This is a genomic window from Mesorhizobium sp. Cs1321R2N1 (genome assembly GCF_037179725.1).
Classification (GTDB): Bacteria; Pseudomonadota; Alphaproteobacteria; order Rhizobiales; family Rhizobiaceae; genus Mesorhizobium; species Mesorhizobium salmacidum.
In genome coordinates this window covers 1-18041 of record NZ_JAPYKP010000031.1, presented here as the reverse complement: position 1 = coordinate 18041, position 18041 = coordinate 1, and the positions used below count along the sequence as shown (strand labels likewise).

At 63.4% G+C, this 18041-nt stretch carries 19 protein-coding genes; 6 read left to right on the top strand and 13 right to left on the bottom strand.

Translation table 11 applies throughout. The features are described 5' to 3' along the window. Window positions 1–96 precede the first annotated feature (96 nt). Window positions 97–1197: a chorismate synthase gene (gene aroC / locus O7A61_RS11215; protein WP_337129831.1), complete on the bottom strand. Its 1101-nt coding sequence runs from the start codon at window positions 1195–1197 to the stop codon at window positions 97–99. A gap of 183 nt (window positions 1198–1380) precedes the next feature. Between aroC and O7A61_RS11210 the strand changes: the two genes are divergently transcribed. Further along, window positions 1381–1644: a DUF1344 domain-containing protein gene (locus tag O7A61_RS11210; RefSeq protein WP_023783490.1), complete on the top strand. Its 264-nt coding sequence runs from the start codon at window positions 1381–1383 to the stop codon at window positions 1642–1644. A 124-nt stretch (window positions 1645–1768) separates the two neighbouring features. Here the strand turns inward: O7A61_RS11210 and O7A61_RS11205 are convergent, their stop codons facing one another. The 4 genes from O7A61_RS11205 to O7A61_RS11190 all read right to left on the bottom strand — a co-directional run bounded on the left by O7A61_RS11205 (window position 1769) and on the right by O7A61_RS11190 (window position 4826). Further along, window positions 1769–2356: a histidine phosphatase family protein gene (locus O7A61_RS11205; RefSeq protein WP_337129830.1), complete on the bottom strand. Its 588-nt coding sequence runs from the start codon at window positions 2354–2356 to the stop codon at window positions 1769–1771. 51 nt (window positions 2357–2407) lie between these two features. Beyond that, window positions 2408–3226 (bottom strand): enoyl-ACP reductase FabI, encoded by an 819-nt coding sequence (gene fabI / locus O7A61_RS11200; RefSeq protein WP_015318818.1) that lies wholly within the window; start codon window positions 3224–3226, stop codon window positions 2408–2410. Between the two features lie 105 nt (window positions 3227–3331). Beyond that, complete coding sequence (locus tag O7A61_RS11195; protein ID WP_337129829.1) at window positions 3332–4264, bottom strand: J domain-containing protein; 933 nt, start codon at window positions 4262–4264, stop codon at window positions 3332–3334. 100 nt (window positions 4265–4364) lie between these two features. Further along, entirely contained in the window at window positions 4365–4826 is a 462-nt protein-coding gene (locus O7A61_RS11190; RefSeq protein ID WP_337129828.1) for an RT0821/Lpp0805 family surface protein, read from the bottom strand. A 40-nt stretch (window positions 4827–4866) separates the two neighbouring features. Here O7A61_RS11190 and pdxH point away from each other — a divergent pair, with 40 nt between their 5' ends. Continuing rightward, window positions 4867–5484 carry a pyridoxamine 5'-phosphate oxidase gene (gene pdxH, locus O7A61_RS11185; protein ID WP_337129827.1) on the top strand — a complete coding sequence of 206 codons (618 nt, stop codon included), beginning with the start codon at window positions 4867–4869 and terminating at the stop codon, window positions 5482–5484. Between the two features lie 11 nt (window positions 5485–5495). Here pdxH and O7A61_RS11180 read toward each other — a convergent pair whose 3' ends face one another. The 3 genes from O7A61_RS11180 to O7A61_RS11170 all read right to left on the bottom strand — a co-directional run bounded on the left by O7A61_RS11180 (window position 5496) and on the right by O7A61_RS11170 (window position 8648). After that, entirely contained in the window at window positions 5496–6248 is a 753-nt protein-coding gene (locus tag O7A61_RS11180; protein WP_337129826.1) for a crotonase/enoyl-CoA hydratase family protein, read from the bottom strand. Window positions 6249–6267: 19 nt separating this feature from the next. Further along, window positions 6268–8037: an acyl-CoA dehydrogenase family protein gene (locus O7A61_RS11175; protein WP_337129825.1), complete on the bottom strand. Its 1770-nt coding sequence runs from the start codon at window positions 8035–8037 to the stop codon at window positions 6268–6270. 161 nt (window positions 8038–8198) lie between these two features. Continuing rightward, a complete protein-coding gene (locus O7A61_RS11170) occupies window positions 8199–8648 on the bottom strand; it encodes a hypothetical protein (RefSeq protein WP_337129824.1) in 450 nt (149 codons plus the stop codon). 237 nt (window positions 8649–8885) lie between these two features. On the opposite strand from O7A61_RS11170, the gene O7A61_RS11165 reads away from it, so the two are divergent. Beyond that, a complete protein-coding gene (locus O7A61_RS11165; protein ID WP_337129862.1) occupies window positions 8886–9998 on the top strand; it encodes a glycoside hydrolase family 25 protein in 1113 nt (370 codons plus the stop codon). Window positions 9999–10016: 18 nt separating this feature from the next. Here O7A61_RS11165 and purD read toward each other — a convergent pair whose 3' ends face one another. Next, entirely contained in the window at window positions 10017–11294 is a 1278-nt protein-coding gene (gene purD / locus O7A61_RS11160) for a phosphoribosylamine--glycine ligase (RefSeq protein WP_337129823.1), read from the bottom strand. Between the two features lie 163 nt (window positions 11295–11457). Next, entirely contained in the window at window positions 11458–12279 is an 822-nt protein-coding gene (locus O7A61_RS11155; RefSeq protein ID WP_337129822.1) for a phytanoyl-CoA dioxygenase family protein, read from the bottom strand. 91 nt (window positions 12280–12370) lie between these two features. On the opposite strand from O7A61_RS11155, the gene O7A61_RS11150 reads away from it, so the two are divergent. Then, a complete protein-coding gene (locus tag O7A61_RS11150; RefSeq protein WP_337129821.1) occupies window positions 12371–13282 on the top strand; it encodes a LysR family transcriptional regulator in 912 nt (303 codons plus the stop codon). A gap of 67 nt (window positions 13283–13349) precedes the next feature. Continuing rightward, complete coding sequence (gene ubiA, locus O7A61_RS11145) at window positions 13350–14333, top strand: 4-hydroxybenzoate octaprenyltransferase (protein ID WP_337129861.1); 984 nt, start codon at window positions 13350–13352, stop codon at window positions 14331–14333. A 47-nt stretch (window positions 14334–14380) separates the two neighbouring features. On the opposite strand, the gene O7A61_RS11140 is transcribed toward ubiA, so the two are convergent. From O7A61_RS11140 to O7A61_RS11130, 3 genes are all read right to left on the bottom strand, one after another. Continuing rightward, window positions 14381–14947 (bottom strand): DUF6101 family protein, encoded by a 567-nt coding sequence (locus O7A61_RS11140; RefSeq protein WP_149904078.1) that lies wholly within the window; start codon window positions 14945–14947, stop codon window positions 14381–14383. Between the two features lie 190 nt (window positions 14948–15137). After that, entirely contained in the window at window positions 15138–16568 is a 1431-nt protein-coding gene (locus O7A61_RS11135) for an FAD-binding oxidoreductase (protein WP_337129820.1), read from the bottom strand. 9 nt (window positions 16569–16577) lie between these two features. After that, the gene (locus tag O7A61_RS11130; protein ID WP_337129860.1) at window positions 16578–17552 is read right to left on the bottom strand and encodes an L-threonylcarbamoyladenylate synthase; all 975 of its coding nucleotides are present in this window, start codon (window positions 17550–17552) and stop codon (window positions 16578–16580) included. 166 nt (window positions 17553–17718) lie between these two features. On the opposite strand from O7A61_RS11130, the gene O7A61_RS11125 reads away from it, so the two are divergent. Next, window positions 17719–18041, top strand: a 323-nt coding sequence (locus O7A61_RS11125; RefSeq protein WP_337129859.1) for a hypothetical protein, incomplete at its 3' end; no start/stop codon positions are given.

Here is an 18041-nt window from a genome sequence, read left to right as displayed (position 1 = left end):
GCTCGTTTCACTCGCAGGGAGTAGGGGAATAGGGTAGTGCGGGAGTAGGGAAAAGGAAAATTTGGCCGTTTCGGCGTGGCAGCCAAGCTTAGTCCCCTATCCCCTTCCTGTCTGTCCTCGGTGCCGCAGATAGTGGTCGGCGATGGCGCAGGTAACCATGGCCTCGCCGATCGGCACGGCGCGGATGCCGACGCAAGGGTCGTGGCGACCCTTGGTCATCACCTCCACGTCGTTGCCGTCCTTGTCGATCGATTTGCGCGGCGTCAGGATCGACGACGTCGGCTTCACGGCAAAGCGCGCGACGATGGCCTGGCCGGTGGAGATGCCGCCGAGGATGCCGCCGGCATTGTTGGACAGGAACACCGGCTTGCCGTCATTGCCCATGCGCATCTCGTCGGCGTTCTGCTCCCCGGTGATGCGGGCGGCCTCGAAGCCGTTGCCGATCTCGACGCCCTTGACGGCGTTGATCGACATCAGGCCGGAGGCAATGTCCTGGTCGAGCTTGGCGTAGATCGGCGCGCCGAGGCCGGGAGGCACGCCGTCAGCGACGATCTCGATCACCGCGCCGACCGAGGAGCCGGCCTTGCGGATGCCGTCGAGATATTGCGTGAAAACAGGAACGGAAGCGGGATCGGGGGTGAAGAACGGATTTTCCGCGTCGCCGATGAAATTCCAGTTCCAGTTGGCGCGATCGATCGACTTTTCGCCCATCGACACCAACGCGCCGCGCACCACCATGCCCGGCACCACCTTGCGGGCGAGCGCGCCGGCGGCGACCCTGGCTGCGGTCTCGCGCGCCGAAGAGCGGCCGCCACCGCGATAGTCGCGTATGCCGTATTTGACGTCGTAGGTGTAGTCGGCATGGCCCGGCCGGAACTGGCGGGCGATCTCACCATAGTCCTTCGACCGCTGATCGACATTCTCGATCAGCATCGACACCGGCGTGCCGGTGGTGATCATTGTCGCGCCGTCCTCGTCCAGGACGAAGCCCGAGAGGATCTTCACTTCGTCCGGCTCGCGGCGTTGGGTGACGAAGCGCGACTGGCCGGGTCGGCGCTTGTCGAGTTCGGCCTGGATTTCATCGCGCGTGAAACGAATACCCGGCGGACAGCCATCGACCACGCAGCCGAGCGCCGCGCCATGGCTCTCGCCCCAGGTGGTGACGCGGAAAAGATGGCCAAACGTGTTGTGAGACATGGAAAGTGCCCTGCCCGGCATCGAAACCGGCTGAAGCCAGCCTTCTATTGGCGTTTTCCACAGTGGTCAAACTGTGATCTGGCGGATTTAGTTTTGACACATTCGGTTGGTTTCTGCTCTGCTCCATTCGCCGTTGAGGATCCGCCGCCACCCAGGCCGGCGCAATGACCAAAGAGGACGATTATGCGTACCCTGATTGGCGCTGTTGCCGCCACGCTGCTGCTCTCCACCGCCGCCTTTGCCGGCCAGACCGAAGGCCTGATCAAGAAGGTCGACAAGGACGCGTTGACGCTGACGCTTGATGACGGCAAATCCTACAAGCTGAACGCCGAGACCGATCTCGACGCGCTGAAGCCAGGCATGGACATCGTCATCGCTTACGATGTGACCGATGGCGAAAACGTCGTCACCGACATGCAGTTGCCGGGAGACAGCGACACGAACTAAAGCGCGTCGCGTCGAAATGGATTCATGCGACACGCTTTAGGTCTTGTTTTTGTGCATGTCGTCTTCCCCAAAACCGAGGTCACTTTTGGGCGACATGCATTAGGAATTGGCCTTTGCCAGCATCCTACAGCCACTCCAGGCTGTTGCCTTCAAGTTTGAGCACGCGATCGTGCGGTATCTCCAGGTTCGCGGCCTCGTCCTCGGGCCTATCAAGCACGAAGCGAAACAGGGCGCGCATGACACCGCCATGCGTGACACAGATCGTCTTGCGGTCGATCTCGTCGAACCATGGCTTCACCCGCTCAAGCAGCATCTGGTAGCTCTCGGCACCTTCGCCCGGCGGCTGAAAATTCCATTTGTCGCGAGCACGCGTCCTGCTTGCCCCGGGAGACCGCGTATCGAGTTCGGCAAATGTAAAGCCCTGCCAATCGCCGAAATTGACTTCAATGAGCCTGATATCGGTTCGATAGGCGAGCGGATCGAGCTTCATGGCGGCGCGGATGCGTTCCATCGTCTCGCGCGTCCGCCTCATTGGGCTGGCGACGAAGTCGAACTCGTTGGGATCGCCGATGAGTTCGGTCAGCCGATGGCCGTTTCCGGTCGCCTGCTCGCGGCCGAGGGCATTGAGATCGGTGTCGGCCTGGCCCTGAAGCCGGAACTCGGCGTTCCACGCGGTCTGGCCGTGGCGCACGATATAAACCAGCGGGTACATCAGCTCTTCCGAAGATCGGCCCAGGGCCTGGATGGAGGATAGCGGAGAGAACTAATCCTTGACCGTCGAAATATCCGGCGCGTCGACCGCCTTCATGCCGACGACGTGATAGCCGGAATCGACATGGTGCACCTCGCCGGTGACGCCACGCGACAGGTCGGACAGGAAATAGACGCCGGAATCGCCGACTTCTTCCTGCGTGACTGTCTGCTTCAGCGGGGAATTGTATTCGTTCCACTTCAGGATGTAGCGGAAATCGCCGATGCCGGAGGCGGCAAGCGTCTTGATCGGCCCGGCGGAAATCGCGTTGACGCGGATCTTCTTGGCGCCGAGATCAACCGCGAGGTAACGCACGCTGGCCTCGAGCGCCGCCTTGGCGACGCCCATGACGTTATAGTGCGGCATCACCTTCTCGGCGCCGTAATAGGTCAGCGTCAGCAGCGAACCGCCCTCGGTCATCAGCGCTTCGGCGCGCTTGGCGATGGTGGTGAAGGAATAGACCGAAATGTCCATGGTGCGCAGGAAATTGTCGCGCGTCGTCTCGACATAGCGGCCGGTCAGCTCGTCCTTGTCGGAAAAAGCGATGGCGTGGACGAGGAAGTCGAGCTTGCCCCAATGCTTGGCGACATTGGCGAAAACCTCGTCCAAGCTCGCAGGATCGGTGACGTCGCAATGGCCGGCGACAAAGGCGCCCAGTTCCGCCGCCAGCGGCTCGACGCGCTTCTTGAAGGCTTCGCCCTGATAGGTCAGTGCGATCTCGGCGCCATGATCGACGCAGGCCTTGGCAATGCCATAGGCGATCGACCTATTATTGGCGACGCCAAGAATAAGGCCGCGCTTGCCGGCCATTAGGCCCTGTCCACCCGCCATGTCAGCGCTCTCCGCAAGGTTTCTGCTTTGTGGAGTGCCTATCGCACAGGCACACAGCCCCTTCAAGCGTTCAAACCGGACAGTTCGGGGGACAAAAGCTCTTGATCAGCCTTTTTGGCCGCGCAACAGCGATTCCAGCGCGCTGTCACCGCCTTCCGGCAGCATGATGCGCACATGGGCATAGAGGTCGCCATGGCCGCCGGCTTTCTCCGGCAAGCCCCTGCCCTTGAGCCGCAGGACCTTGTCGGAACTCGACCAGGCGGGAACGTTGACAGCGAGCCTGCCGGTCGGCGTCTCGACCGGCACCTTGGCGCCCAGCACCGCATCGGCCAGCGAAACCGGCAGGTCGGCGTGCAGGTCGCGACCCTCGATGCGGTAGCGCGGATGGCGGCGGATGTGGATCTTGACCAGTGCGTCGCCGGGCTGACCCGGTCCCTGCTCGCCCTGGCCTTTCAACCGGATGGTCTGGCCATCCTCGACATAGGCCGGCAGCTTGACCGCCACCTTGCGGCCATCCGGGAACATCGCCGTGACCTTTTCGGCGTTCGCAGCTTCCTCGATGGTGACGTCGAGCGTGACGTTCAGGTCAGCTGATGTCGCCGGCTGGCGGCGGTCGCCTGCGCCTGGCCCGCGCGCGCCTGAAAAGGCATCGCCGAAAATCTGGCTGAAGATGTCGCTGTTGCCGTCGAACGGATCGCCACCGGGGCGGCCCGAGCGGAACTCGAATCGCGAGCCGCCGGCGCCCTGTTGCTGGCGGCGAAACCCGGCAAAGGGGTCGCCGCCGCCGGCCGCACCTTCAAAACCCTGGAAACGCGGCTTGCCGTCGGCATCGATCTCGCCACGATCGAAAGCGGCACGGCTCTTCTCGTCGCCGATGACCTCGTAGGCCTGATTGGCCGCGGCAAAACGGTCCTTCGCCTTGGGATCATTCGGATTCTGGTCCGGATGATGCTTCTTGGCGAGTTTCCGGTACGCCGATTTTATGTCCTTGGCCGATGCGTTCTTTGCAACGCCCAGCACCTCATAGGGGTCGCGCATGCTTCCTGCCCTGGAAAAGGAGTGAGTCCATACTTGCCCCCTATATGCGCTCGCATAGGAAGAAATTCCAGTAGCGGTGCGTCATATCAAGGCCGGAAAATCAGAGTGCCTTGAAGCCCTGCATGCGCCAGCCGCCGGCACTGGCAAGACAGAGTTCGCCCTCGAACATGGCAACGCCGTCAAAGCTCTCGCGCGAAGCCCTGAAGCGGCGGCAGGTCTGGCCGCTGTCCTTCAATTCCGCCAGTTCCGTGATGGAGCCGCGCGAGCCGGTGCCGGCATTCGCCCAAGGCACTGCCTGGCCACTGAGTTGCTCGATGTCGGCGGAGGATACCGCATTGCCGATCGTCGTCTGGTCGGAGTCGCGATCCGAATCGGCCGGCTTGGCCGAAGCCGATGTGCTGCTGGTCAGGATCGAGCGGTCGACTTCGGCTTTGTCCAGGCTGAAGCCGCCCGCACCGCAGCCAGCAAGCGGCAGGGCGATTGCCACGATCGCCGCTTTCGCGCTGGCTGAAGCGATAACGCTCCATTGCCTGCTGTCAAAAGCTTGCGCGATACGCGACAATCGGCAACCTCCCTGATCTCGTGACAATTTGAGAAAAACTATGAGTGACACAGCGTTAACAACCAGTGACTTTACCGAAGCGGCCGAGCCGTTTCGCCTCTTTGCCGCTTGGCTGGACGACGCCACCAAGAGCGAAATCAACGATGCCAACGGCGTGGCGCTGGCGACCGTCGATGCCGAGGGCATGCCGGACGTACGGATGGTGCTGCTCAAGGGGTTCGATGAAAGCGGCTTTGTGTTCTACACGAATTTCGAAAGCGCCAAGGGCCAGGAGATTCTAGGCAGCATGAAGGCGGCGATGTGTTTCCACTGGAAATCGTTGCGCCGCCAGATCCGCATTCGCGGTCCGGTGGAAATCGTCAGCGACGCCGAGGCCGACAGCTATTACGCGACGCGGCCCCGCGGCAGCCGCATCGGCGCCTGGGCCTCGAAGCAGTCGCGGCCGCTGGAAAGCCGCTTTGCCCTGGAAAAGGCGGTCGCGGAATACACAGCGCGCTACGCGATCGGCGAGATTCCACGGCCCAAGCACTGGTCGGGCTTCCGCATCGTGCCGAAGACGATCGAATTCTGGCACGACAGGCCGTTCCGGCTGCATGACCGAGTGGTCTTCTCACGCGACGCCGATGGTGGTTGGAGCAAGACGAGGCTTTATCCCTGAAAGGGTAAGGTTCAGCCCTTTTTCCTGGTCATGAATGCCGTGAGGGCCGCGCGCGCCTCATCGGATTTCAGCCGCTCACGGAAATGCTCGCTCTCCACTCCGATGCGTGCAACCAGATCGTCGCGTGAGCCGCGCATCAGGTCGCGCGCGATCTTGAGAGCCTGCGGGGGCTTGGCCGCGATCTGGCCGGCTGCCGAGAGGACCGAGGCCTCCAGAGCGCCCTCCTCGACCACCTCGTAGATCACTCCAGCGGCCTTCGCGCGCTCGGCCGAGAAGCCTTCGCCGAGGGCAAGCAGCGCAAACGCAGCTTGCTGACCCAGGATGCGCGGCGCCAAAAGGCTCGATCCAGCCTCCGGCACGAGGCCGAGATCGACGAAGGGCGTGCGGAACACGGTGCGTGGCGTGGCGAAGGTCAGATCGCAATGCAGGTTGATCGTGGTGCCGATGCCGACCGCGATGCCGTCGACGCCAGAGACGATGGGTTTTTCGACCCGGGCCAATGCCAGCAGGAAATCCCAGACTTCCGTGCCACCATCGCCGCCGGTGGCCACCACCATGAAGTCGGCAAGGTCGTTGCCGGATGAGAAGGCGCCGGGCACACCGAGAAAGACATGAACGCGGACCGCCGGATCGGCGTCTCCTTCGGCAAGGGCCGTCGACATCTTGGCATACATGGCGCGCGTCAGGGCGTTCTTCTTGTCCGGGCGGTTCATGCGGATGATCTGGATGGCGCCCTGGCGCTCGACGAGGATGTGGTCTGTCACGGTCTTTTCCTTGTGAAGGTCAGGCAGAAATCAGCGCCTTGCCGGCAGCAGCCAGGCTTTCGGCGCCGCCGATGACGCGCTCCTTCAAAGCGCTGACTTCGCCAAGCAGGTTTTCGGCGAAGAAGCGGCAAAGCGCGATGCGGCCCTGGTCGGCAAGAGCGGCCCGCGCCAGATAGGCGCCGCCGGCGGCCAGCGAGATCAGCCTGAGATAAGGCGTCGCACCCGCCAGCGCCTCCTCCGTCCGGCCGTCGGCCGACGATTTCTGCAGGAAGCGCGTTGCTTGCGTTAAATCGGAGAGCGCCTTATCGAGAGCGTCAGCGGTGCGGCCAAACCCTTCGAGGTTCGACGTTCGCACCGCATTGGCAATACCAGCCAGTTCGTCGATATAGCCATGCACGTGCTCGCCGCCACCAAGCGGCAGCTTGCGCATCATCAGATCGATCGCCTGGATGCCGTTGGTGCCTTCATAGATCGGCGCGATACGGGCGTCGCGATAGAGGGCTGCCGCACCCGTTTCCTCGATGAAGCCCATGCCGCCATGCACCTGGACGCCAAGCGAGGCGACCTCTACGCCGATATCGGTGGAAAAGGCCTTGGCGAGCGGCGTCAAGAGATTGGCACGGTCGCGCCAATGCGCCGCCTCGTCGTCGGACGTTGCGCGCGCGAGATCGATGGCGTGGGCGCAGGAATAGCTGATGGCGCGGGCGATCTGTGTCAGCGCCTTCATGGTCAGGAGATTGCGCTGCACGTCCGGGTGATGGACGATCGGCGCCATGCCGGTGCCACCAAAGCTTGCCGCCTTGCCCTGACGGCGCTCATTGGCATAGGCGATCGCTTTCTGGGTCGCGGCTTCCGCGACAGCGACGCCCTGCATGCCGACGCAAAGCCGCGCATTGTTCATCATGGTGAACATGCAGGCGAGGCCTTTGTTCTCCTCGCCGATCAGCCAGCCAATGGCGCCGGGTTGGGCACCCTGGAAACCGTCGCCATAGATCATGGTGCAGGTCGGCGAGGCATGGATGCCGAGCTTGTGCTCGAGCCCGGAACAGAAGACGTCGTTGCGCGCACCCAGCGTGCCATCGTCGCCGACCAGGAATTTCGGCACCAGGAACAGCGAGATGCCGCGCGTTCCGGCCGGTGCATCGGGCAGCCGCGCCAGCACCAGGTGGACGATGTTGTCGGTGAAATCGTGCTCGCCATAGGTGATGAATATCTTCTGGCCGAAGATGCGGTAGGTGCCGTCGCCGGCCGGCTCGGCGCGGCTGCGCAGGGCGGCGAGGTCCGATCCGGCCTGCGCCTCGGTCAGGTTCATCGTGCCCATCCATTCGCCGGAGACGAGCTTTGCGAGATATTTGGCCTTGAGGTCCTCAGAGGCGTGTTTATCGAGCGCTTCGACCGCACCCATGGTCAGCGTCGGACCGATGCCGAAGGCCATGGCGGCCGAATTCCACATTTCGAGCGCGGCGACGCCGAGCATGGTCGGCAGGGCCTGACCGCCATACTCTTCCGGCCCGGAGAGCGCGTTCCAGCCGCCTTCGATCCAGCGGCGATAGAGTTCCTTCCAGCCCGGCGGGGTGGTGACGACCGCGTCCTTCAACACGGCGCCTCGTTCGTCGCCGATCTTATAAAGGGGTGCCACCTCCTCGGTGGCGAAGCGGCCGGCTTCGCCAAGGACGGCATCGACCAGATCCTCGCCGAGATCGCCGAACGCACCGGCATCGATGGCCGATTTCATGCCGGCGACGTGCTTCAGGGTGAACGCAATATCCCCGACCGGTGCTCGATACATGCCGCTCGATCCTCCTGATGCACCGGCCTTACCGACCCTAGAGCCAGTGCCGCCGCAAAACCATCCGCCTTTGGGCGGCCTCCATTTTCTTTTTACGTAAACGTCAAAATTTGTCACGCGAATTTTGCGTTGCGACTGCGTTGGCCGGCAAGGCTTCAAACTTACCGAGGCTGTCCGAGACGATGCCAAGCATTGCGCGCCTCGACCATCTCGTAATCTGATCCGGGGGTATAATAGCGACGGTGCAGCCAGAAGAGCCGCTGGTGTTCAGGTTTCCCTGATCGGATACCCGGATCGCGTCCCATGCGATCGCGAATCTCTGCTAACGAAATCACGTAGCACACCGGTTCTGGGCTAAGCGCAAACGCTATAAAGACCCACCACGGTGTAATATAGCTCTCCGGCTCAAGGCCTAAATGTGTATCCTGTGGCTTTTTTGCGTGGGCCTTGACCTGAATCGGACGCATGATGCTCTCGTCTGCCGAAATAGCAAACAAGTCAGCTCCTTTGGCGTTGCGGACCGTAAGCATGACGTTCCAACCGGACCTCGACAATTCACGGGCCGCATGAAAAACGCCAATATTACCTGTTATTTGCTTGTCATTGCTCAATGGTGCTGCCTCCTCTATGCATCAATTCGACTTTGCTGCTCATACTAGTTGGTAAATTGCCGAACCACCATTGGCCGAGAATGGCCGCGCTTCCCCTCCAGCCGGACACCAATCTCCCGAGAAGCATTTCCTTAACCATAGCGGTCCAGGATTTGCCTTTGATCAACGGGGATTCCCTGTTTGAAAAGGACGGCGTGTTTCCTTCGCCGCACAGCGCTTCTCGCTCTTGCGGCGACGATGGGGCTGTCGACGGCGGCAAAGGCTTCGGACTTTTCCGAGCCGTGGAAGAGTGCCGACCGTGCCCTGGTGGTCGATGCCTACGAGTACAATTCCATCGACTGGGCCCGGCTTGCCACCGACAAACGCATCGTCGCTTTCATCAACAAGGCGTCCGACGGCATGCCGCCGCCCTACTTCTGTTTCGGCGGCGACACCGACGTGAAGCTGTGCAAGGCGCTGTGGAAACGCCACGCGGTGACGCGCGAATTGTTCCAGACACGCAGGGTCGTGGCCAAGGCGCTCGGCATGAAATGGGGCGCCTATCATCTCGCCCGTCCCGGCAATCCGGTCGAGCAGGCCAACAATTTCCTCGATTTCGCCGACCCCGCGCCGGATGATCTGATGGCTCTCGACCTCGAGGGCAACGATCCCTCGCAATGGATGTCGCTCGATGACGCCGAGGAGTTCGCGCGCCAGGTGCATCGGCGCGTCGGACGCTTCCCGGTGCTCTACACCAATGGCAAGACCGCCCAATATATCGCCGACAACCGCTACAAATACCGGCTCCTGTCGCGGCTGCCTCTGTGGTACGCGCGCTACAAGCCCGACATCGACGTGCATTTTCCGATGGGCAACTGGCAAGGCTACGCGCTCTGGCAGTTTTCGGCGCAGGCCAATTGCGGGCGCTTCCGTTGCCCCTACAGGGTTGCCGGCACGCCCGACAACATCGACGTCAACGTGGCGCCCACGGATGCCGTCACGCTGCGCCAGCAATGGCCTTTCGGCGGCCTGATCGACGTGCCTCCCGATTATCTTGCCAACGTGCCGGTGCCGCTCTCGCGGGAAGCTGCCCTGGCCGGCAAAGCGACCATCATCTATGCCGATGTGGCGATGCCGCCGACATTCGAGGAAATGGCCGCCGTGCTCGGTTCGCGCTGGTCGAAATTCCGCGACGGATTCCGCATGCCTGTCGTGAAGACGGTGCCGCGACGGCCGGGCTTCGGTATTGTCCAATATGTCGCCTGGAAGCGGGCCGGGCAGCGTTCACCCGAGCAACTCGACGCCGCTTTCGCAGCGGCCGCCGACCCGGTCAGCACCGCTTCGACAACCCTCGACCGCGGCCAGCGGTAGCCGCCACCCGGTCGGAGTTCAGCCTGCCTGCTCGCGCGCCACGGCCTGCCAGCCGATGTCGCCGCGACAGAACCCGTCAGGCCAGTCGATCCGGTCAAGCGCGGCATAGGCCCGCGCCTGCGCCTCGCCAACGGTGGCGCCGGTCGCCGTCACGTTGAGCACACGGCCGCCATTGGCGACCAGCGCGCCGCCATTGATGGCTGTACCGGCATGGAAAATCTGGACGCCTTCCCCCGCGGCGTCCTCGACGCCGCGGATGACGGAGCCTTTCTCCGGCGTGCCGGGATACCCCCTCGCCGCCATCACAACGGTCAGCGCCGCCTCGTCGCGCCAGCGCACGGAGGTATGCGCAAGCTGGCCGTCGACGGCGGCATTGAGCAGCACCACAAGATCGTCCTTCAGCCGCATCATCAACACCTGGCATTCAGGATCGCCGAAGCGGGTGTTGTATTCGATCAGCTTCGGCCCGTTTTCCGTGATCATCAGCCCGGCGAACAGAATGCCGGCGAAAGGCGCGCCGAGATCGGCCATGCCGCGCATGGTCGGGTCGATGATCTCGCGCATGGTGCGCTCGATCATGTCAGGCGTCATCACCGGGGCCGGCGAATAGGCGCCCATGCCGCCGGTGTTGGGACCGACATCGCCGTCGCCGACGCGCTTGTGGTCCTGCGCGGTGCCGAAGGGAAGCGCCGTTGTGCCGTCGCAGAGGCAGAAGAAACTCGCCTCCTCGCCGGTCATGAATTCCTCGATCACCACCTCCGCGCCTGCGGCGCCGAACGACCCATCGAAACAGGCATCGAGTGCCGCCTGTGCTTCATCCATTGTCATGGCGACGGTGACACCCTTGCCGGCTGCGAGCCCGTCGGCCTTGATGACGATCGGCGCACCCATCTTCTCGACATAGGCCTTGGCGGAGGCCAGATCGCCGAACCGGCCATAGGCGGCGGTCGGGATGTTGTAGCGGGCGCAGAGATCCTTGGTGAAACCCTTCGAGCCTTCCAGGCGCGCGGCGGCCTTCGAAGGCCCGAAGACGCGGATGTTTTCGGCGCGCAGATCATCTGCGATACCGGCCACCAGCGGCCCTTCCGGACCGACCACGACGAGATCGATTTTTTTCTCGCCGCAGAAGGCCGCTACGGCGGCATGATCGGCGATATCGAGCTTCACCAGTTCGGCCTCGGCGCCGATGCCCGGATTGCCTGGAGCCGCATGGAGCTTGGTCAGCAGCGGCGAAGCGGCGATCTTCCAGGCCAGCGCATGTTCGCGGCCGCCGGAGCCGAGAAGAAGAACGTTCATGGCCACCTCTTGATGCCGACTATCCCATAGAGAAAACAACCCGCTATTGCTCTCTGAACGACGGGTCAAGGCATCAGGGTGGATTGATCTGAATTGCGCACGGAAACGTTATGCCTGTCGAATAGGGGGCGCAGGCCGCCAGCGCCCCTATTCTGGCTCTCGTTCAGCCCTGGTGGACCACCGGGAACCAATCCTCGCGCAGCTTCTGCCCCGGCTGCATGCCATGACCATGGTAGGGCGGCGAGGTGCGGCCCGGCCGCTCGACATAATGGGCATCGTCGCCGACCCAACGCAGCGACAGCGCCCGGCGCCGGGCCGCGGTCATATTGCCACGCGCGCCGTGCGCCGTCCTGAAGTCGAACAGGATGGCGTCGCCCGGCTCCATCTCCCACTCGATGACTTTCATCGATGGATCGTTGTCGGGATCGGGCACCGGACGATAATCACCCTCGGCGCCGTAGAAATTGCCGTCGTCCAGCCAGCGTACCGGCAGGATCATCTTGTCCCATTTGTGCGAGCCGGCGATCAGACGCAGCGTCGCCTCCTTCACCGAATCGATAGGGATCCAGAAGCTCACCGTCTGCTGGCCGTCGACGAAATAATAGGGAATGTCCTGGTGCCACGGCGTCGGCTTCTGCGTGCCAGGTTCCTTGACCAGAACATGGTCGTGGAAGAACTGCGCGGTGCGCGACCGCATCACCGCGGCTGCCAGTCGCGCCGCGGGCGATTCTCGCACCACCTTTACGAATTCGGGGATGCGCTCCCAATTGCAGTAATCGTCGAAAAAGCTGCCGCGGCCATTGGCAATGTCGGACGCCGTGGCGCTGCGGTTCTGCATGTTGCGCTCGATGCCGGCGGCGATCGTGTCGACCCAGCCCTTGAAGGCGCCGCGGACACAGACCGCACCGTCGCGCTGGTAGTCGGAGATTGTCCGCGCATCGATGATTTCGGTGTCCATTGCCGGTGGAGCGGGTTGGGAAGCCATGTTGTCCTCACTTTCAGGATCGAGGCGACTATCGCAACGGCCGCTCATTCAGTAAAATAATAACTTCTCATCCGACACATAGGTTTGAACTATGAGTCTGACGCTCACCCAGCTACGCTATCTCGTCGCCGTCGCCCGCCATGGCAGCGTCACGGGCGCGGCCCGGGCGCTCAACATTTCGCAACCGTCTATTTCGGTGGCGATCGACGCCATCGAAAAGGATTTCGGCCAGAAACTGTTCGTGCGCCAGCGTGGAAGCGGTGTCTCGCTGACCTCCTTCGGTCGTGCCGCCGTGGCAAAGGCAAAGCAGGTTCTTGCCGAGACAGACGAACTCCTGGGCTTGGGGAAGGTCAACTCGGCGATCGGCGGCGAGCTGGTGCTCGGCTGCTTCGAGGATCTGGCGCCCTATTTCGCGCCGGGCCTCATCCGCGCCTTCTCCGAACGCCATCCAGCGGTCGCCGTCATCGTCCGCGACGAGACGTTCGAGACGCTCGGGCGACGCCTGGGGGACGCCGCCGTCGATCTCGGCCTCAGCTACGATCTCGGCCTGCCGTCGCATTTCGCCCGCATCCTGCTGCACGAGCTGCGGCCGCATGCGCTGTTGCCGGCGGGCCATGCGCTGGCGGACCGCCCGGAGGTCAGCCTAGCGGATCTGGCCGCCTACCCGCTGATCACGACCGACCAGCCGCATAGCTGGCAGCATATGCTTGACCTGTTCCGCAGCCGTGGCCTGTCACCCGTCGCCGACATGCGCACAAGCTCGTTCGAACTCCAGCGCAGCATGGTGGCGAACGGCTTCGGCGTCGCGGTCAGCTATACCCGCCCGCATGGCGACCACAGCTATGACGGCTTGCGCCTCGTCTGCAAACCGCTATCGGATCCGCTGCCCATGCAGCGCATCATCCTCACCCACGATACGCATCAGCGCGTGTCGAATGCGGCGCTAGCTTTCATCGAGGTGGCGAAAGTCTGGTTTTCCACACGCGACATCTTCACCTCCTGACGGGTGGACGGACGCTCTGCCCTGCTTGCCGCTTGACGGTTTCCGCCGCTGCTGCCACTCCATGCCAATGGAACCTGTCCAGTCGAAAGCGTCCCAGGGCCGCGTCTCCGATGCGCCGAACCGCCATTGGGTCTACCGCGTGCTGCCGCGCGCGGTCTGGCCTTATGCACAGCTTGCACGGTGGGACAGGCCGATCGGCTGGCAGTTGCTTTTGTGGCCATGCTGGTGGTCGGCCGCACTGGCGGCGAGCGCCTATCCCCGGCCTGGCGACCCGCTGCTTTCGCTGTTGCCGGCGCCACTCTATCTCGTGCTGTTCCTGATTGGCGCCATTGCCATGCGTGGCGCCGGCTGCACCTATAACGACGTTGTCGACGAGGACATCGACAACCAGGTCGAACGCACCCGCTCACGCCCGCTGCCATCCGGCCAGACCACGCGCCGGCGGGCCTGGCTGTTTCTTGTCCTACAAGCCCTGGTCGGCCTGGCGGTGCTCCTGCAGTTCAACAGCTTCGCCATCCTGCTCGGCGTCTGCTCGCTCGCGATCGTGGCCGTCTACCCATTCATGAAGCGGATAACCAACTGGCCGCAACTGTTTCTCGGCTTTGCCTTTTCCTGGGGCGCGCTGATGGGATGGGCGGTCGAGTTCGGTGATCTCGATGGCCCCGCCATCATGCTCTATATCGGTTCGATCCTGTGGGTGATCGGCTACGACACGATCTATGCGCACCAGGACAAGGATGACGACGCCATTGTCGGCGTGCGTTCGACGGCGCGGTTGTTCGGCGACAACACCAAAGCGTGGCTCGCTGGGCTTTATGGCGGTACGCTGATCTGCTTCGCCATCGCCTTCGCCTCGGCGCAGACCCCGGTGGTGGCGCTGGCTGGCTTGATAGCGGCCGGTGCCCATATGGCCCGGCAGATCGCGGTGCTGGATATCGACGATCCGGACCAATGCCTGCGGCTGTTCCGGTCGAACAACCAGGTCGGCTGGCTGATCTTCCTCGGCCTGATCGGCGGCGCGCTATGGGTGGCGCTGAAGCCGCTGGTGTAGCGGCTTTTTCCCCTCCTCCCCGTTACGGGAAGAAGGGGAGCCAGGTCTCACTCGCGCGCAATGATCTCCTGGCCGTCGATGACCAGCCTGAGGCCGAGGTCACCAGCCCTGCGGCGGGCAAGGAAGCGCGGGCGGCGCATGGTCGAAACACGGCCTTTGCGGCGGTCCTGCGGCGGCAATGTCTTGATGGCGGCGCCGAGCGACTCTTCCAGGGTGCGGGCGACGCCGTCGGATTCGATCAACAGCATCGGCAGGCGGTAGGCATCGGCCCAGGCGCGCCAGTCGGCGGCGACGTCTTCGAGATCGTCAGCCACCAGCAGCGGCACCGACAACATCGGATCGTTGTGCAGGAGTTCAAGGGTCACCGTGACATTGCCTTCCGGATCCTCCATCGCACGAGCGGCGACACCGCGAAATGCATTGGCGGGCAGCACAATGATCGCCGGCAGGCCGCTCATCTCGAGCAGGCGGCGGATCACGGCGCCACGCTGGTCGATGGTAAAGGTCACGTCGCCATAATCGTCGCGTGTCGCGTAGCTCACCACCTGCGGCAGGCGGAATGGGTCGAGACGCATGTTGCGTCCCGCCCAGACTGGCTTCAGTCCAGTGTTCACGTTCATAGAGCGCCTTCCTGTCTGTCTCCTGAGAGCCGGTGTCCGGTTCTCTCCGGGCCAGTTTTCCCGGCCTCGTTATGGGGAAACAGTAGCGCCGGCTCCTTACCGCCGCGCTTAAGAAAGTCGGTTAAATTTTGCTGATCTCAGGGATGGTTATCGGAATGCCACCAGCCACAAGATGTTGAAAGGATCAGATAACCTTACCAGGATTCATGATGCCGGCCGGATCGAAGGCAGCCTTTACCCGGCGCATCAGATCGATGGCCATCGGCGGCGCGGTGGCGATCAGTTCGTCGCGCTTCAACTGACCGATGCCATGCTCTGCCGAGATCGAACCATGCAGGCTGCGCACCACGTCATGCACGGCCTTGTTCATGGCATGATAGAGCGCCAGAAACGCCTCGTCGTCGCCGTCGACGGGCCGCGAGATGTTATAGTGGAGGTTGCCGTCTCCCATATGGCCGAAACAGACCACTCTGGCGCCATCACTGACCGAGGCTACCGCGCCAGCGGCCTCCGCGATGAAGCGCGGTATCGATGCGATCGGCACTGAAATGTCGTGCTTGATCGAAGCGCCTTCCGGCTTCTGCGCCTCGGGCAACAGCTCGCGGAAATCCCAGAAGGCGTCGCCCTGCCCGAGGCTGGCGGCGATGACCGCGTCGCCGACGAATTCCTGCTCGAGGCCCGCGGAAAGCACGTCCTCGATCAGCGCCCGAGAATCCTCCGATGAGCGGCCGGACGATATCTGCATCAGCACATACCAGGGCCAATCCTCCATCAGCGGCCGCGTCACGCCCGGGGCATGCGCCAGCGTGAAATCGTATGGCCGCTTGCCGATCAGTTCGAAGGCGGTGAGCGCTGCCCCGGCGCGGTCCATGGCCAGGCTGAACAGGGAAAGAGCGGCCTCGGGCGACGACAGGCCGACGAAGGCGACGTCGCGCCCCTTCGGCTTCGGAAACAGTTTGAGCACGGCGGCGGTGATGATACCGAGCGTGCCTTCGGCGCCGACGAACAGGTTCTTGAGGTCGTAGCCGGTATTGTCCTTCTTCAGCTTGCGCAAATCGTCGAACACCTCGCCGGTCGGCAGCACCACCTCGACGCCGAGGCAGAGTTCGCGCGCATTGCCATAGGCAAGCACGCCGGTGCCGCCGGCATTGGACGACAGATTGCCGCCGATCTGGCAGGAGCCTTGCGCGGCGAGCGAGAGCGGGAACAGCCGGTCGGCGGCGCCGGCCGCTTCCTGCAAGGTCTGCAGGATGACACCGGCCTCGACCGTGACCGTGTTCGACAGGACATCGATCTCGCGGATGCGGTTCAGCCGTGCCAGCGACAGGACGATTTCATGGCCGGATTTGTCCGGCACCTGCGCGCCGACCAGCCCGGTGTTGCCGCTTTGCGGCACGATTGGCGTTCCGGTCTCTGTCGCCAGCCGCATGATCCGGCTGACCTCGTCGACGCTGCCCGGCCGCAGCACCAGGGACGTCGCGCCATGCCAGAGGCCGCGTCGCTCGATCAGATAAGGCGCAATGTCCTGCTGGTCGCGCAGCGCATATTTCTCACCGACGATCGCCGCGAAACGATCGATGAGAGCGGGATCGAGTGTCTTTGCGGTCTCGGTCATGTGGCAAAACTACGTCGAGGGCTGTGCGTTGTCACGAGGAGCGGCGGCACGGGAGAGCCGGTCGTTGATCGCCTCGCCGAGCCCGTCAAAGGGAATCGGCTCGACCGCGATGGTGCGCGCGCCGCTGCGGTCGAGGTCCTGCATGTAGGCGAAGAGATTGCTTGCCGCTTCACGCAGGTCGCCTGAAACCGACAGGTTGAGGAAAGCGGTTGCGCCGCGCCAGCCTTCCGCTCTTTGGTCGCCAAAGCCGAGCAGCGCTTCGCCCTCGACGATCGCCCGCGCATTGAGCCGCACCGCGGCACCCGGCGCGTAGTGCGAGGCCAGCATGCCCGGCGCTTCGACGCCGGCAGCGCCGCCGCGCAGCAGGTCGATGCCGATGGCCGCCTCGATTTCCCCTGCGGCAATGCCACCGGGCCGAAGCAGGCGCAACCTCTCGCCTTCGGCCTTGACGATGGTCGATTCCAGCCCGACCGGTGTTGCGCCGCCATCGACCACCAGCTTGATACGCGCCCCTAAATCCGCCGCCACCGCTTGCGCCGTCGTCGCGCTGATCTTGCCGGATGAATTGGCGCTGGGTGCCGCAAGCGGTCGGCCAAGCCTGGCGATCAGGTCACCGCCAAAACCCCTCGGCATGCGCAAGGCGATCGTGTCGAGCCCGGCGGTGACCAGAGGATGAATGCCGTTGCCGGGGCGCTGCGGCAGCACCAGCGTCAGCGGACCCGGCCAGAAGGCAAGCGCGAGCTTCTTCGACAGCGGATCGAACGAGGCAATGCGCTGGGCCATCGCCATGTCGGCGACATGGGCGATCAGCGGATTGAAACGCGGCCGCCCCTTGGCTTCGAAAATGCGCGCCACGCCAATGCCGTTGGTGGCGTCGCCGGCCAGTCCATAGACGGTCTCGGTCGGAATGGCGACGACATCGCCGCCCTCAAGCAGCACCAACGCCGGTTCCATCGCTTCGCCGACGGCAAGTATTTCAGCCACTCTCGTCACCTCGCGGATGCCGGCTGCGTAGTACGACAGCGTCGCCGGGGCAAGCGGGCATTGGCAATTCATCAATTCCTAAAATGCTATGTTTCCATGAAAGCCGGTATCAATCGCCGGGCACTATCGTGCGGCTTCTGGGCAATGGGGAGCTATTTCAGTGTCTATGCGTATCTGGGGAACGCTTGCTATCAGTCTGGCTGCTACGGCTGGCGGGGCTCAGGCCTCGTCGCTGGTCTTTCCCGACGCGCCGGCCTCGACGCCCTCCATCCTTGCGCTGAAGGCGACCGACGGCAAGGCGAGCGACGTGGTGTCCGTCGTTGCGCTCGGTGAGCCTGACGTCACCGATGAAAAGGTGGCGGCAATTCCGGACAAGGCCGAGGCGAGGCACGTCCTCCCGCAGAGTCCGATGATCATTCGCGGCGGGGTCGTCGGCGGCGCCTTCTTGACACCGGTGCAGGCCAAAACCCCGGCAGCGGCAACCGCCCC